This is a genomic window from Desulfonatronospira sp. (genome assembly GCA_003563255.1).
In the GTDB taxonomy this organism is placed as follows: Bacteria; Desulfobacterota; Desulfovibrionia; order Desulfovibrionales; family Desulfonatronovibrionaceae; genus Desulfonatronospira.
This window is the reverse complement of the sequence record PWSL01000146.1, coordinates 1-16,059: the sequence shown is the minus strand read 5'-3', so window position 1 is coordinate 16,059 and position 16,059 is coordinate 1. Positions and strand designations below refer to the sequence as shown.

At 49.8% G+C, this 16,059-nt stretch carries 16 protein-coding genes; 7 read left to right on the top strand and 9 right to left on the bottom strand.

From position 1 onward, the window contains the following. Positions 1-549 precede the first annotated feature (549 nt). Positions 550-1,884, bottom strand: coding sequence for an MFS transporter (locus QZP87_RS04140; protein WP_291321655.1), 1,335 nt, complete (start codon positions 1,882-1,884; stop codon positions 550-552). A gap of 210 nt (positions 1,885-2,094) precedes the next feature. On the opposite strand from QZP87_RS04140, the gene QZP87_RS04135 reads away from it, so the two are divergent. The 7 genes from QZP87_RS04135 to QZP87_RS04105 all read left to right on the top strand — a co-directional run bounded on the left by QZP87_RS04135 (position 2,095) and on the right by QZP87_RS04105 (position 10,962). Beyond that, positions 2,095-3,276 carry a SpoIIE family protein phosphatase gene (locus QZP87_RS04135; RefSeq protein ID WP_291321654.1) on the top strand — a complete coding sequence of 394 codons (1,182 nt, stop codon included), beginning with the start codon at positions 2,095-2,097 and terminating at the stop codon, positions 3,274-3,276. Continuing rightward, positions 3,266-3,613, top strand: coding sequence for an STAS domain-containing protein (locus tag QZP87_RS04130; protein ID WP_291321653.1), 348 nt, complete (start codon positions 3,266-3,268; stop codon positions 3,611-3,613). Before QZP87_RS04135 ends, QZP87_RS04130 begins: the two co-directional genes overlap by 11 nt. A 35-nt stretch (positions 3,614-3,648) precedes the next feature. Beyond that, on the top strand, positions 3,649-4,161 hold the full coding sequence (locus tag QZP87_RS04125) for a tetratricopeptide repeat protein (protein WP_291321652.1): 513 nt from the start codon (positions 3,649-3,651) through the stop codon (positions 4,159-4,161). After that, on the top strand, positions 4,158-4,793 hold the full coding sequence (locus QZP87_RS04120) for a tetratricopeptide repeat protein (RefSeq protein WP_291321651.1): 636 nt from the start codon (positions 4,158-4,160) through the stop codon (positions 4,791-4,793). The genes QZP87_RS04125 and QZP87_RS04120 overlap by 4 nt, the downstream gene beginning before the upstream one ends. Positions 4,794-4,803: 10 nt before the next feature. Beyond that, on the top strand, positions 4,804-7,695 hold the full coding sequence (locus QZP87_RS04115; protein ID WP_291321650.1) for a tetratricopeptide repeat protein: 2,892 nt from the start codon (positions 4,804-4,806) through the stop codon (positions 7,693-7,695). Between the two features lie 138 nt (positions 7,696-7,833). Next, on the top strand, positions 7,834-9,549 hold the full coding sequence (locus QZP87_RS04110; RefSeq protein WP_291321649.1) for a glycosyltransferase family 2 protein: 1,716 nt from the start codon (positions 7,834-7,836) through the stop codon (positions 9,547-9,549). A 357-nt stretch (positions 9,550-9,906) separates the two neighbouring features. Next, positions 9,907-10,962, top strand: a complete 1,056-nt coding sequence (locus tag QZP87_RS04105) for a glycosyl hydrolase (RefSeq protein WP_291321648.1) — start codon at positions 9,907-9,909, stop codon at positions 10,960-10,962. A gap of 1,087 nt (positions 10,963-12,049) precedes the next feature. Here QZP87_RS04105 and QZP87_RS04100 read toward each other — a convergent pair. From QZP87_RS04100 to QZP87_RS04065, 8 genes are all read right to left on the bottom strand, one after another. Next, positions 12,050-12,250: a hypothetical protein gene (locus QZP87_RS04100; RefSeq protein WP_291321656.1), complete on the bottom strand. Its 201-nt coding sequence runs from the start codon at positions 12,248-12,250 to the stop codon at positions 12,050-12,052. Then, positions 12,177-12,446, bottom strand: coding sequence for a winged helix-turn-helix transcriptional regulator (locus QZP87_RS04095; protein ID WP_291321647.1), 270 nt, complete (start codon positions 12,444-12,446; stop codon positions 12,177-12,179). The genes QZP87_RS04100 and QZP87_RS04095 overlap by 74 nt, the downstream gene beginning before the upstream one ends. 174 nt (positions 12,447-12,620) lie before the next feature. After that, on the bottom strand, positions 12,621-13,142 hold the full coding sequence (locus QZP87_RS04090) for an ORF6N domain-containing protein (RefSeq protein WP_291321646.1): 522 nt from the start codon (positions 13,140-13,142) through the stop codon (positions 12,621-12,623). Positions 13,143-14,000: 858 nt separating this feature from the next. Continuing rightward, complete coding sequence (locus QZP87_RS04085) at positions 14,001-14,393, bottom strand: ORF6N domain-containing protein (RefSeq protein WP_291321645.1); 393 nt, start codon at positions 14,391-14,393, stop codon at positions 14,001-14,003. A 278-nt stretch (positions 14,394-14,671) separates the two neighbouring features. Further along, a complete protein-coding gene (locus QZP87_RS04080) occupies positions 14,672-14,908 on the bottom strand; it encodes a type II toxin-antitoxin system prevent-host-death family antitoxin (protein ID WP_291321644.1) in 237 nt (78 codons plus the stop codon). A 151-nt stretch (positions 14,909-15,059) separates the two neighbouring features. Then, positions 15,060-15,299: a hypothetical protein gene (locus tag QZP87_RS04075; RefSeq protein WP_291321643.1), complete on the bottom strand. Its 240-nt coding sequence runs from the start codon at positions 15,297-15,299 to the stop codon at positions 15,060-15,062. 73 nt (positions 15,300-15,372) lie between these two features. Continuing rightward, positions 15,373-15,597 carry a DUF433 domain-containing protein gene (locus QZP87_RS04070; protein ID WP_291321642.1) on the bottom strand — a complete coding sequence of 75 codons (225 nt, stop codon included), beginning with the start codon at positions 15,595-15,597 and terminating at the stop codon, positions 15,373-15,375. Positions 15,598-15,819: 222 nt separating this feature from the next. After that, on the bottom strand, positions 15,820-16,059 hold a 240-nt coding region (locus tag QZP87_RS04065), incomplete at its 5' end, for a DUF433 domain-containing protein (protein WP_291321641.1).

Below are 16,059 nucleotides of genomic sequence, written 5' to 3'. Positions count from 1 at the left end.
CCGTGACACCTTTTCTGCACAAATAAAAAAAAGACAAATGCGAAGTTGTGTGAACCTGCACAGATAGTAATCAGCGGGGGACAGTCCCCAAGCCTTATGCCAGTAATCAACACCGAAGCCCCTGCTTTCCTTAAAAGCGCTAAACAGATACTGATTAACGCTTCCTACGTCTTTCAGGTAGTTTATGCCCAGTTTGCAAAGCCTCCGGACCCTGGATATCAGCGGTGCGCTTAGATTGATCAGTTTTATCAGGTTATGAATAGTTACAATTATTAATACAACTGGATATTTAGTGATGTTCTTATTTAGTTTACATTGATCACGTTTTCTAAATATCTTGCCTCTGGCGATTCATTTTTTTTCCTTGCGGATCATCCGTGGACATTTTGTGAGCGGTTAACTTACACTGTTATGCCACGTCAATGAAAATGGTGACATCACCTGATATTTTAAATATCGAAAAATGCAATAACTCCAGAGTGTTGTAAGGGAACTATCTGCAGCCAATTTTCATAAAAGCAAAAAAAACACTACAGCAAGTATTGAGTATCATCCTGGTTTATTTATATATTCTGCAGCACGGCGAAAGCCCCGGTTTTCATCCACAAAAAGGTTGATGAAAAGGGAAACGGCAAAAAATACCAGGCAAAGAAGGACTGCCGCCTGCAGACCTACCAGCATCTGAAGGACCCCCAGGCCCAGAACGCCCATTATGGCTGCCAACCTTATGCTGACCCCCCAGAAACCAAAGAACTCGGCCTCCTTGTTTTTGGGAGTAAACCTGCCCACCATGGTCCTGGCGCAGGACTGCAATGAGCCCAGTCCCAATCCCGCCAGGCAGCCGACTGCCAGAAAGAGATGCTGAGGTTCCAGTTCCGGGGCCATGAGACGGTTAAGCATAACTGTCAGTTGAGGTGTCAGGTAGATAAGAGTGATGGAGACCATCCAGAGGACCAGGGTCAGGTTGAAGGTCTTTTTGGCTCCCAGGCGGTCCTGTAGAAGACCGAAGCCCAGGGCCCCGCATGCGGCAGTTACCTGTGTAACAACGAACATAAGCATCTGGATTCGTGGCTCCCATCCTATGACCTGGTCTCCATAAATAAAAGTGAAGCTGATGATGATATAAAGACCGGCCATGGAAAAAAACAGGGAGAGCAGAAATACGACCAGGTCCCTGAATACAGGCAGGTCTGAGATGGTGGTGCGTATCCTGACCCAGCCGTTTTGCACGGCCTTTCCAGCAGAGAAAAACGGTCTGGACTGTCCCTTTTCCCTTAGCCAAATAAAGGTTGGAATGGCTCCCACCAGGAAAAATGTTCCTGCCAAGGGACCTACAAGGCGCAAGTTTTCAAAGTTGTCCTCCTGGATACCCCCCAGTCCCAGCAGTACAATGCCGGTAGAGGCCAGACCACCCAGGTAACCCAGGGCCCATCCGAAGCCTGAAATCCTGCCCAGGGCCTCGGGAGGACCGAGTTTGGGCAGAAAGCCGGCGATGAAGGATTCACCTATGGAATAGGAGAAATTGGAGATAATTATCAAAAACATGGCCGCAACAACCATGCCAGGCGTGATAAAATAGAGACAGGCTGTGGTTGAGACTGTGATCAGGTAGGCGGCGAAGAGAAATTTTTTGCTGCTCCGGGTATGATCCATAACGGCCCCGCAAATGGGGGCCATCAGAACCACCAGAGCGTAGCTGATACAAAGGGAAGTGCTCCAGAGGAGATTGCCAAGCCTGAAGTCGGGACCGTCGCCTACGATTACTCGGGTAAAGACCACTCCGTAGATTACGGTGATGATGAGGGTGGTATAGGCCTGGTTGGCGAAATCATACATGGCCCAGCCCAGGACTTCCCTGCGCCTGATCTGTGTTAAGGCGCTCACGTCATCTCCTTTAGCCGCGGGGTATACCCCGGTTTTTATCCAATGTCACTGACCAGGGCGGACTGTGCCCGCAACCCGGAATAAAAAGATATTTTAGTGCTGATAAATGGTCAATACCGGGTTTTCACTGTAAAAGGCTCCTGGAAACAAGGCGTGACAGCTTGACCTTAATAGCCCTGAAGAGGTAGGGACATAAGCAGCAAGGACAACATGCAGGACAATTCCAGACAATATTACAAAATACTGCTGGTGGATGACTCAAACCAGAATATCCGTATTCTGAGCACGCTGCTTAAAAAGGATTACACGGTTCAATCAGCCCTGGACGGGGAAAAGGCCCTGAGGATAGTTTTTGGAGCCGACCCACCTGACCTTATTCTTCTGGATATTTTGATGCCCGGGATTGACGGTTACGAAGTATGCAGAAGGATCAAGGCCAATCCCGGTACTGCCGGCATCCCAATAATATTTGTGACAGGTAAATCCGACTCCGAAGATGAAGCTTATGGACTTTCCATAGGAGCTGTGGATTACATAGCCAAACCCTACCACTTTCCCATTATAAAGGCCAGAATAAAGAACCACCTGGAGCTTCTGCAGGCCAGACGTTCAGCGCAGGCGGCCCACAAAGAACTGTCCCGGGAACTGGAGGCTATGGATGAGCTGCAGCGAAGCATTCTGCCTGCAGGGGGTTACAGCAACCGCCATCTGCATGTGCACGGTTTTTACAAGCCCTCAGGGCTGGCCGGGGGGGACTATTATGATTATCTGCCCCTGGAAAATGAGTGTTTGAGATGTGTAGTTGCAGATGTGTCCGGGCACGGGGCCAGGGCGGCCTTTATAATGTCCATGGTGCGCAGTTTTTTTCATTTCGAGTATGCCGCCGTCATTCCCCTGTCCAAGCTTGTCAGTAATCTCAACAGGCAGCTCATGCAGACTGTGGGAAATATGGGGGACTTTGTTACTCTCATGGCTTTGGACATTGATCCGCATAAAAACAGTCTGGAATATATTAATGCCGGTCATTGCCCGGCTTTTTTCCGGGACAGCCGTGGTCTGCAGGAGATTGAGCCTACATCAGTCCTGCTGGGCTTGCTGGAAGATGAGTTTCCGGCAGCCGGTATGCAATGCACTGGAGACTGGGAGCTTTTCATGTATACTGATGGTTTTTACGAGTGCCTGGTCAACGGAGATAAGATTTTCGGATACGAGGCTTTCAGACAGCTTTGCTTCAGCTCCATGTCCAGGGGAGGTTTCAGAATAAAGGACCTGCCCAATGAGGTTGCTGAGGCGGCTTCCGGGATAGTGGGCTTTATTGACGACCTGACAGGCCTTTATGTTCAATCCGGCAGTGGATTCCAAGACGGTAAAGGAAGTGGCAATGGACTTTGAATCCAGAACATATGGGGATGTGCTGGTCATAAGACCCCTGGTGCAAATGATTGACGCTCAAAATGCCTCCAGCTTCAAGGGCTGGATGGTGGATTACATCCTGCAGGGGGAAAAAAAAGTCGCCCTGGATCTCTCAGGGGTTGATTTTATGGACAGTTCAGGCCTCTCCGCCCTGATTTCATCCGCTAAGACCATGCAGGGCCGGGGCAGGCTGGTGTTGTGCGGGGTAGGAACAAATGTGAGCAGGCTTTTGTCCATTACCAGGCTGGACAGAGGGGTTTTTGAAATTCACCAGGATGAAGAAAGGGCTGTGGAGGCTTTGAAGGGCGATGACTAAAGCTGGAACATCTCCAGTCCATTGGCAGGCGATAGATGCCCTTTAGTCTCAGATCCGCCAAAACCAGGCAGTACCTGACCTTTGCCTTTATTCTGGCGGCGTCGCTGGTATTGACGCCCCTGGCCTACATGCATTTCAACCCGGAAGAGGTATTTTGGCGCAAGGGGCAGCAGGCTTTTGCTGCAGGTGATTATGAAGAAGCCGTCCGGTATTACAGCCGTGCCCTGCAGGATGGCAAAGTCAGTTATATGCTTCTGGACAGGCTGGGGGATTCGTACATATCTACGGGCAGTCCTGAAATGGGCGTGGTGGTTTTTCTCAAATTGCGCAAAAAACACCCTGAAGACCCTTATGTCACTCTTAAACTGGCCCTGGCTTACTGGGCCATGAACGATTCCAGGAAGGCCCTGGAAACAGTGGAAGATGCCCTGGATCTCAAAGCAGGCTGGAGAAACGCCCTTTTTCTCAAGGCCGGGATTCTTACAGGCCTCGGTGAATTTGAAAAAGCCATAAATATTTACGGTCGGATTCTTGGGGAGGAGTTGTGAAAGTATTCATATGTACCTTTTTCATGATTATTTTATGGGCTGCGGTCCCGGTATGGGGCCAGGAAGAACGTCCAGGGGAGAATCTTCTTCAGCAGGAAAGGATTCCGCCGGATTTCACAGAGGATATTCAGGACTGGCAGGCCAGACTGGAGCTGGCCAGACTGCTCAGTTACGTTGAACGTTATGAGCAGTCCATAACCCATTATCGCAAAGTGCTGCAGGAAAAGCCCGACCTTATTGAGGCCAGGCTGGAGCTGGCCAGAGTGTATTACTGGATGGACGAGACTGACAAGGCCGAGGAGCTCTTTGCCTCGGTTCCCAAGGACAGGCTGACAGGGGAGGCCCGCCTTGAACTGGCCGAGATTTATGCCATGCGTCAGGAGTATGACCGGGCCGTGGAGGTCTATGAAGCTTATCTGCAGGAGTACCCCGGAGAGGCCCGGGTACGCTTCAGGCTGGCCCGGGTACTGAGCTGGAAGGGAGATTACCAGTCCTCCATAAGCGAGTACGAGCGGGTCCTGGAATCCAGGCCCGGGGACAACCAGGTCAGACGTCACTATGCCCAGGTGCTCATGTGGGCCGAGAGGTATGACGAAGCCATCGAGGAACTGGAAAAGACCCTTGGGGACTAGGGAGCCCGCAGTGATAATAAAAGCAGGCCTGTGGACAGTGCTGATTATCCTCCTGGCCCTGGCAGCAGCAGGATTAAGTCCAGCCCTGGCAAAGCAGACAATTGTTCCCAGGGAAGAAAGAATTTCGGAGCATGACGCGCTGATTATGCTGGTGGAACTTCTTCTGGCAGGCTGGAACAGGGATCATTTGTCCAGGGCCGGGGAGGTCCTGGACAGGGTGCAGGAAAGTTACCCCCAAAGCCCGCAGGCCGAGCTGAATCGAATTCGCCTGGAAGCAGCACTGGGCAATGTTTCAAGGGTAGAAGCACTTGTACGGGACTTTATAGAGACCAGGGATTTCAATGTCTCACAATTTCTGGAAGCGGCGGATATTTCAGCGTCTGCAGGACGATATGAGCTGTGCCGGGATATTTACCTCATGACCCTGGATGAGCTTGAGGGTGCGGAAGAAGAGAGGATCAGGATGGTTTTTGCTGAACGACAGCTTTTGTGGGGGGATTTTTATTCCGGTGAAATAATTATCCGCAGGGCGCTCTCAGAAAAAGAGCAGGATCCGGAACTGAATTTGAAGCTGGCCAGAAACCTGATAGCCCAGCAAAGGTTTGAAGAGGCCAGGAAACATCTGCAGACAGCAATCCGACAGGACCGCGGAAAAGACCGGAAAGCTTATTTCCAGTCCTGGGTGGAATTGGTTAATACCGGCCTTTTGCAAAAAGATTTTGCCCGGGCGGCTCAGGACACTGATGACTTTCTGGCCCGGCACGGAGAAAAAGAAATGATTCTGCTGCCGGGAGCCAGGGCTTATCTTCAAAGTGAACGTCTAAAGGATGCAGTCAGGCTTTACCATCAGGCTTTGAAGCACCGGGGTTTAACTCAGCAGGCACTTCTTGGTCTGGCCGGGACCGAGTTGAAAAGAGATGACCCCCAAAAGGCAGAGCAGTACTTGAGAGAGGCTGTTGCACATGATGTGCGTCAGCCTGAGGCTGAAGTGATGCTGGCATGGATAGAGGAAAAATCAATGCAGCACTACGTGCAGGAGCTTGTTGAAGACCGGGTGGAGACGGAGATTCTTAACCGGGCGGCTTCGGCCCTGGCCGGCAGAGGGGAATTTGCTTCGTCTGTGAATGCTTACAGGGCGGCCCTTGAGCAGGACCCCGGGAATTTTGAAGCCCGCACGGGCCTGGCCGAGGTATACGGCTCCATGGGCAGGCACAGTCAGAGCCTGCAGATCCTGGAAAAAATGCTGCAGACCTTTCCTGAAAGTTATAAACTCCAGCTCACCAGGGCCAGGGTTTCGGCCTGGGCCCGGGCTTTTAGTGAAAGCCTGGAAGCGTATGGTGAACTTTATACGGAAAACCCGGATAATCAGGTGGTTTTAAGAGAGGCGGCCCGGACTGCATACTGGGGCAAGAAAGCCGATTTGGGTGATGATTATTACCAGATGATTCATACTCCCACGGTGGATGAAAAACTGCTTGAAAGGCTGCAGGATATGGATTTACTATTGGATCGGGAACTTCCCGGACAGCCATTGGTCTACCTCCGGCAAAAAGTCGATTCCGGCTCAATTTACTCCGGATATGAGGCGTTTTTCCAGTGGTACCGGGAGTACCAGCGAGAGTTGAGCCAGGTCGTCCGCAAAGAGATCCAGGATTTGAGACACAGCCTGGAACATATTTACCTGGTTCAAAAAAGCGCAGTCCTGGAGCGGGAGGCCAAGAGGCTTGCCTGGAATGAACGCTTTGCCCCTGCCAGGCGGCGGTTGCAGGAACTGGTGGAGCACGAGCCGGGAAACCAGGAGGCCCTTTTTGACCTGGCCCAGGCCTGTTGCGTGCTGGGCCTGGGGGACAGGGAAAAAGCAGTTTACCGGGCGATTCTGGAGATAGATCCACTGCACGGGCAGGCGTCCAGGGCACTGGAGATGCGAAAAAGGCGTTCCAGTCCCGGGCTGTTCGGCACATACAGTTTCTGGAGGGAAAAAGGCAGGGGGGAACTGGCCCGCATAGACAGACACAGGCTGGATGCAGGCCTGGAAGTGCCGATAAAATCCAGGCACAGTTTAAGAGTGACAGGTCACAGGTATCTCGAGTCCCCCCTGGAGTACGCAGACAGTGTGCAGGCCTCGGGAATCAGCCTGCAAGGACAGCTTGTTACCGGCCCCCACGTTTCGTTTTCCGGGATACTGACTTATAAGACATACGATGAAGAATTAAAAACCCGGGGAACAAAGATGCAGAAAGAGGAGATTGACCTGGATGACTTATTTCTGGGGCAGTTGAACATGCACATAAATCTGGATAATTACGCCGGTGTGATCCTGGGATATGAGAAAAGAGAAAAGGCGGCCAATGCCATGGCTCTGGCCCAGGGGATTTACTCGCAAAGATACAGGATCGGCCTGGAGGTAAATCCTGTGCGCAGGCTGGATGCAGGACTGCAGGCCCGGTACCTGGATTACAGCGATGGCAATGACGGTTATGTGTATGCGGCTGAAGTCGGTTTTGCCTTCACAGATCATCCCAGGCTTTTCAGGGCCATTTTATCCGGGGAGTACAGGGACACTTCAGCTGATTATCAGGGCTGCCCCGCAGAACAGGGCTGCTCTGTTAATAAGGATTTCAAACACCCCTACTGGACGCCTCAAGATTACTGGGGAAGTGCTGTGACTTTTGAATTCACCCACGACCTGGCCGAGGACTTTTTTTGCGGAGCCAGGGAACATTTTTACCAGCTGGAACTAACTCTTGGGACTGAAAAGGGCGGCAATGATTCCATAGAGGTTCGGGGGGCCTGGAACAGGGAGTTTGAAAACGGGCTTGGCATCAATACCCGGGCCATGTGGCACGATTCAAGGGAATGGAATGCAGCCTCCCTGGAACTGGGTCTATTTTACAGGTTTTAAGGTTATCGTGAGGCTTGAGACTCCATGGATTGACACGTCAAACCATGAAACCCTAACACTACAGCGACACTTTATTTAAGCGATAATTTATACAAAGTGTCGCTTTAGTGCTGAACAGATACCAAGGAACCAAGAACCTTGAACTCTCAAGAAAGCAACAAATTTTTCAGGAAAAACCTGGTCCTGGGGCTGATAGTCCTGACCCTGATACTGATAATTCTGTATCTCATGACCAGGACCTTTCTGTTTATCATAGCAGATTATGCCTGGTATGAGAAATTTTTCGGTCTGCTGCTTCTAATGGCCCAGGCGTTTGTACTGACTCACGGCTTCGGGTATTTTCTGAACCTCTTCCGGGTTATAAACACTCAGGGCAAAGCAGGCTCGGACAGCTCGCTGGTTCAGGCCAGCCTCATAGAATATCCTCCGGTGGCCATTATTGTTTCTTCATTTCGAGAACCTCTGCATGTGGTGGAAGATACAATAATCAGCTTCTACAACCTGACATATCCCAACAAAAAAATCTACTTCCTGGATGATACCCGTTACGATCTTCCGGACTGGAAGCCCGGAGAGGCAAAACAGTACCGCCGGCAGGTAGACGACCTCTGCCGCAGGATCGGGGTCAGTCTTTTCCGACGCAGGTGGAGGGGGGCCAAGGCCGGCATGATCAATGATTTTGTAAGCTTTCTGGACGGCAATCCACCGGAAGGGTTTGAATTTAACTCTTTTGTACAGGGGGATGCCATCAGGCCCGGAGATGAAAAATATATAGTGGTTTTTGATGCGGATCAAAACCCTTTGCCGGATTTCGCAGAACCCCTGGTGGCCCGAATGGAGGCCAATCCAACTGTGGCATTTATTCAGACACCTCAGTATTACAGCAATTTTGAGCATAACAGGGTCTCCAGGGGATCAGGCATGCAGCAGGCGGTGTTTTACGAGTATATCTGCGAGGGCAAAAGCCAGCAGGACGCCATGTTCTGCTGCGGGACCAATGTGATCTTCAGGCGGGAAGCCCTGAGGGATGTGGGCGGCTTTGACGAATCTTCGGTGACAGAGGATTTTGCCACTTCCCTGAGGTTCCATCTCAGGGGGTGGAAATCGGCCTACCTGAACAAAGTCAGCGCATTCGGGGACGGACCAGAGGACCTGGGGGGTTACTTCAAGCAGCAGTTTCGCTGGGCTTTGGGCACGGTGGGCCTTTTCAGAACCATCCTGTCCAGGTTCTGGAAGAATCCAGGGGAACTCCCGGTTTACAAGTGGTGGGAGTATATGCTCTCAGGGACGCACTATTTCGTCGGCTGGGTATTATTTGTGCTGGTGATTTCACCGGTGCTTTTTATCCTGTTCAACATCCCCACCTATTTTGCCAGGCCGGAACTGTACTTTATGTTTTATGTGCCTTATATTTTTATGACCTTCGCCATTTTTTTATGGTCCTTGAGCCAGAGACATTACCGGCTCACCGAAATTGTCAACGGCGTACTCCTGCAGGCCATCTGTTTCCCGGTTTACATGAAGGCCTCCTTGCTGGCCATACTGGGGTACCGGGGTTCATTCAAGACCACACCCAAGGGACAGAGCCTTTCTCTGCCCCTGTACGCCCTGTGGCCTCAGGTGGTGCTTGCACTTCTGTGCTTTGTTTCAATTATATGGGCCGGGCTGCGCATCTACTACGAGCGGGAGCTTATCCTGGCCCTGTCTGTAACAGCTTTCTGGTGTCTGTATCATTTTCTGATTCTATCGGCGGCGGTGTACTTTAACCATCCCCTGGAGAATAGTAACCATTCAGGGGGGGGCGATACAGGCCTGGGGACAGTTCCTGGCGACACCTTTCCTGCACAAAGATAAATAACGTATCTGTTTAGCTCGTTGCATGTGGCCCGGGGACTGGCTCTTTTGCCGTCGAATTTTTGAAGCATTTGCAAATTAGCAACCGGCAAAAGTGCCTGTCCCCAATTTAGACAGGTTGAAAAGTTTTATAAGTTTCGCTGTAGTGGTAAGTCTACCTTAGGAAAATAAGTGCCGGGTGCCTGTCCCCGGTGGACCGAGGCGATAATTTACACAAAGTGTCGCTGTAGTGATAACAAACGCGAAGTTTGGTGAACCTGCACAGTGAGTACTGACGGGACAGTCCCCAAGGCCTGGTGCAGGTAATTCACCACCGATGACCCCCGGAATAGTTACGGAGGAAGGTGGAGGACAGTTTTGAGAGCAATTTATTTTTTTTTGGTGGTACTGGTGCCTGCCATGTTCCTGGTTGCCGGGTTGTCCGGCTGCATGGAGGTAAACAACGGGCAACAGACTGCACAAGAGCAGGAGAAGCGGATGTATTTCGGCCTGGCTGTGGAGGGTCTGCCATCACAGCCTGATGTTCTGAAAGAAATGGAAAATGAGACAGGTCTGCCGGTGAGCATGGTCAATTTCTTTCTGCAATGGCCCCAGGATCCGGAAGACAGATATTTTCCGGGAAAGACTTTCGAGGCGGTGCATGATTTCGGGGCCATGGCCGTTTTGACCTGGGAGCCCATGTATTATGACCGGGAAGGGGAGGAGCACATGATAGCAGCCCGGGACATACTGCATGGCCTGTATGACGGATACATAGATCATTTTGCAGCCCGCATAAATGAACTCAAATACCCGGTTATGATCCGGTTTGCCCACGAGATGAACCTGGAACGTTATCACTGGGGCGGTGGCAGGGATGAATACGGACCTGAAAGCCCGGGGCGATACCGGGAGATGTTCAGGTACGTTGTGCAGAGGTTTATGCTGGCAGGAACAGACAACGCTCTTTTTGTTTTCTGCCCCAATTCCCAGTCGGTGCCTCATCCTGATGGCGATATGGAAGCCTCGTGGAACAGGGTGATGAATTATTACCCCGGGCATGCATACGTGGATGTCCTGGGTATGGACGGCTACAACTGGGGCGAAACCCATACCCTGGAAGAACACGGCTGGCAGAGCCGCTGGCAGAGTTTTGAAGAGATTTTCGAGCCGGTGTACCAGGAACTCAGATATATCAGCCGGGACAAGCCTTTGTTTGTGTTTGAGACGGCTGCGCCTGAAGATGGCGGAGACAGGGACTTGTGGGTGCGTAAGGCCTTTGAGACGGCCCGGGAGTGGGACCTGCAGGGTGTTTTGTGGTTTCAGGTGGACAAGGAAGCGGACTGGCGGCTTAAGCCTGGAGATAATTACAAATACCCAGGCGAGGTGCGCCGGCAGGTTTTTTCTCCCATGCCCCTTTTTGATGCTGATTAGCCCTGTAGCGAAACAGACTTTTTAGTGTCTGTTTATCGCTTTGCATGTGGCATTGGGGTCTGACCCCAAGCTGCTTCTGTAACCATCCAATATCATTAGCAATACGCCGCAATTTTCATTGTGGGTATGCGGAATTTTTTGCTATGCTTTGATATCATTGTCTTTATTGCTTTCAATTTCCCATCACTACTCATTTTTTATTAGCCCCAGGCACCTATCTTGCAGCAATTATTGGCGCCTCGAACATCCAGCAAAGTATCAACCTTCATGATGTCTCGATATCCTTCATGAGATAGGTGCCGGGCAGGCACCCGCTTCGCTCGACTTGAAGGCAGACTTTAAAGGCAGACGTTTTATCTTTTTTCTCCTGGCGACTTTGCCAGGAGAAAAGGAGGCCATCGCCTGCGGCGATAAAGATCTTTTGCACCGCAGGTGCTGACAGCTTTGCCGGGGGCAAGTCGCCCTCGGCAAAACATCCTGTGTCTGTCTTTCAGTCTGGCTTATTGTCTAGCGCAGCGGGTGGCAGAAGATTCTTTATAAGGCATTGGGGTCTGATCCTGAGTTTTTAACCACCTATTGTAAAAATGCTTTCACCATGTCAAAGACATACTGTGCAAACTCAAAAAATTCCCTTGACTCATCTTTTTTGCCTAAGGATGGGCATTGGGGTCTGACCCCGAACTGATTCTAAGGGCATTGGGGTCTGACCCCAAACTGTTTCTGCAATCAGTTGATATCATTATGGATACGCCGCAATATTCATTGTGGGTATGTGGAATTTTCTGCTATACCTTGATATCATTGACATTTTCCAGTTCAATTTCCCATTCAAACTTGTTGCTCCACTCCCCATACGGTGAATAACCTTCATTCAGGGCATGATCTGGTCCGCTTAGAAGTCTTGGACCTTGCTTTCTAATCTTCTCAAGACGGCGCTTTACTTTTTCAATGAAAGTCTCGCTCCCGGCAGCAATCTTCGTTGTCCAGACTTCATCCCGGCTCAGGTTGCCTTTCCTAAGTGCCTCTTTCAGCCACGTCGCATGCTAAGTTTACATTCCGTGCCGGACGCGTTCTGTATATTTAGCGCTCAGCCCTCACTGCCTGCCTCTTGCAATTCCGCTGCTTCCCTCTCCAGCTCCTCCAGCTGGACCTTCAACTCTTCGTACTCCCGCTGCTTGCCCCGCAAGAAACGCACCGTGACCCTGGCCTTTTCCTCAATGCCCTTGGGGGTGAGTTTGTACAGATAGGCGGATTTTCTCTTGGAGTTTTTGAAATTGGTTGCCTTGATAAGCCCTTTGTTTATCAGGGCCTGGAGGCAATAATTGACCTTGCCCCCGAGTTAAATCCTGCCTGCAGCAAGGCCACTTCGTGGCATTAAACCGGGCAAGCAGGGACAGGCCGGTTTTCCTGGCCAGCTCACGCTGGGTTATCTCCGGATTGTCCTGAACTTGCTTGAAAATATGATACTGGATTGCTTCTTGCATATGCTTGCAGATATATGTTCCGATTTTGAACAAATGACTTTGTGCTGGAATTACTGACGTGTGTCAAGGGTAAATCTGTATCAGGCAAAATCTTTCTGTCAGCTCTGGGCATATATGGCTAAGCTTTACTTCAAAGATACACTGAGCTTTTTGACTAAAATTCAGATGCCCCAGTTATTTCAAGAAGCCGACTTTTTTAGTTTCTTCTGGCTGGGATTGTTCCACCAGTTCCGATAATGCCTGAATAATTTTTTTGAGCACATCGTCATGCTCGGACATCTTGCCGTCCAATTCATTTAGCTTTTCCACAATCTGACCATAGGTAAGAGCAAACCTGCGCATGGATACAAATGCTCTCATTATGGCTACTGTGACCTGAGAGGCTACTGGACTTTTCAATATGGTTGCCAACATATATACGCCTTGCTCGGTAAAGGCTTTGGGCGGATACTTGCTGTGACGTCCCCTGCCTTTCTTTAAGGTCGAAAATTTCGACCTTAAAGAAACCTGCTCTTCCTGGCTAAGCTCAAAGAAAAAATCTTCGGGAAACTTATCAGGATTATTCCTGACTGCTTCATTGATACGCTTAGTTTCCACGTCGTAGATCTCAGCGATATCGGCATCCAGCATCACCCTTTGCCCGCGAATTGCATATATTTTTGTCTGTACAATCTCAGTCAAGTGGGATTCAGGCATATAACCCCCCCGTATGATATTAGCATTGAGGCCAGCAGGAAAAAAATGAGAACAGCCAGGATACCCAGCACTTCCGCCCAAGTTAAATCCGTCCCAGTGAATTTGGGGGCCAGGTCTCTGAGACCAGCCCCGGTGAAACACCCAAAGGGTACCCGGTTTCACTGGGCAGGCAAGTGCCTGATTTTATTGAACTTGATCCTCTAAAACACCCCATTTTTACAATATTTCAAGGCATGGGGTCTTCCAGGCATTGGGGTCTGACCCCGGACTGTTTCTGTTTATCCGGGGCATTGGGGTCTGACCCCAAGCTATACTTAAGCCATAAATCCCGGTAGCATCCATACTCCAGTAGAAAGTCACGGTTATGGCAACGGTGGGCTGAACTGTGGCATTGGTGGCATTGGGGTCTGACCCCGAACTGTTTCAATAACCATTTGATATCATTGGCGATACATCAAATTTTTCATTGAGAGTATGCGAAAATTTCTATAGTTGACCGACATTATTGACTTTATTACTTTCAAATTCCCATCACTACACATCTTTTATTAGCCCCAGGCACCTATCTTTCAGCAATTATTGGCGGCCTTGTACATCCAGCAAAGTATCAACCTTCATGATGCCTCGATATCCTTCATGAGATAGGTGCCGGGCAGGCACCCGCTTCGCTCGACTTGAAGGCAGACTTTAAAGGCAGACGTTTTATCTTTTTTCTCCTGGCGACTTTGCCAGGAGAAAAGTGAGGCCATCGCCTGCGGCGAGAGGGGATGAGTAGTACACGTTTTGTAAACTTAAGCCCCATATTCACCTTTTTTCTCTTTGGCCGTAAAACCAATTTTCTTTTTGGGTTCGGCATCTTCAGCTAATCAGGTGGTCCAGGGTTTCAAAGATAATCCTGAATTTTCCTTTGGTTTCCTTGTGCAGACTTTCTATTTCATTACGCAATTCCTCGTTATCCAGCACCAAATGTCTTAATTTCGTAAAAGCCCGCATGATCTGGATGTTCACCTGGATTGCCTGGTCGCTGTTTAATACGCTTGAAAGCATGGCCACGCCCTGCTCGGTAAAGGCAAAAGGCATTTTGCGAATTCCGCCCCATCTTGATGTCACAAATTGTGATTTCAAGTTTGCCCATTCTTCCCTGGTAATTTGAAACATGAAGTCAGAGGGGAAGCGCTTCAAATTTCGCTTGACAGCCTGCATCAGGACACGGTGTTCTACTCCGTAGAGTTCCGAAAGATCATTACCCAACAGAACTTTATGCCCGCGAATTACCAGTATTCGTCCCGCAGTCACTTCAGGGACGTAAATATTTTTCTCTGTTATTGCTCATTACTCTGCATGCTCTGGTGAACAGGCATTGGGGTCTGACCCCAACGTTCTTCTGTAAACATCCAGTGGGCATGGGGTCTGACCCGAGTAAGCTACATCTGCGCCTATGATGATTTCACGGGTTGTAAGATCAAGCTTGGGGCTGTCCAGAACAGCCCATATAAAAATCTGAGTGTCGATCAACAAACGCATAGCTTCTACTCAAACTCAGATAGTATACGATCTGGCAGCGGGGCATCAAAATCGTCCGAGACCCTTATCTTTCCCTTGAGCACTCCGAATCGAATTTCCGGTTTCTTACCTTCAAACGAGGAAAGACGCGCTATGGGTTGCCCCTCCTGAGAGATGATCACCTCTCCGCCTGACTTGACCGCCTCAATTAACCTGGGCAAATTTTCCTTGGCTTCGTGAACATCGCTGGTCTGAGTATTCATAACAAAACTCCTATGGCCGACATCTAATGAAGGCATGGGGATCTGACCTGGCCTTTTAATGGGTGACCCCGATCTGTTTCCTGTGAACTCTGTATCCAAAAGCCTATTGGTTGCCGCCTTATGTTCTAAACATGCTACTCATAAGATCCAATCAATATTTTTTATTAACCGCCTTTCCACCAAGGGATTCAATGTATACGAGGACCTGGTCATAACATGGTTCACATAAGCAGATTTCGTGATATTCTCCATCTTTTGCCGTTGAATACCCCCAACATGCAGAAAGCTCGGCAAATTCGAAATCCCCGAATTCGGTTTTCGTAGACACGCCACATATATCACAAACAATATCTACTATGGCAGTCTTTTCAATTTTACCCGCTATTTTCATAGTGTCTGACCCCGCTAACTATACTCCAGTAGAAAGTGGTAACGGAAACCATCGGGGTCTGACCCCAAGCTGCTTAATGAACCTCCCGGATGTCGGCATGTTCAATATTCGCTCGTGCAAAGAAGAGCGTCGCCTGGATGTCGTCCCTGGTCAGCTCTGGATAGTCGCGTAATAGCTGCTCCCAGGAAACTCCGTGCGCTATCTGTTCCAGAATGATGCCCAAAGGAATTCTCGTTCCCCTAATGACAGGCTTTCCGTTGCATACTCTGGGGTTCCATTCGATTCTTTCAAAAAACATACAGTTCCTCCTATGGGGGCCAGGTCTCTGAGACCAGCAGGCTGAGACCAGCAAGACCCTGGGTTGGGCATTGGGGTTTGACCCCAAGTTGTTTTCATTTATCAGCGTCCATCTGTATTTGGGCATTGGGGTCTGACCCCGATCTGTTTTTGTTTGCAACTATCCAATATCATTAGCGATACATCGATTTTTTCACTTACTATGGCAAAGTCGCAACTTTCGTCAGCCAGTAACTTCAGCGTCATTACCCTGTTCAAATCCTGTGTTCAGCTCAAACCATGGCTCATTCCCTACTATATCAGCAGCATAAAGAACAGCAGCCTGAATCGCCTTTTTGCTTAAATTGGGATAGCCTTCCAAAATATCCTCTATAGTGCTTCCTTCACCCAGCTTGCGAACAATTAATTCCACAGAAATTCGCGTCCCCTTGATAACAGGCTTTCCGCGAAGCACATCTGGATT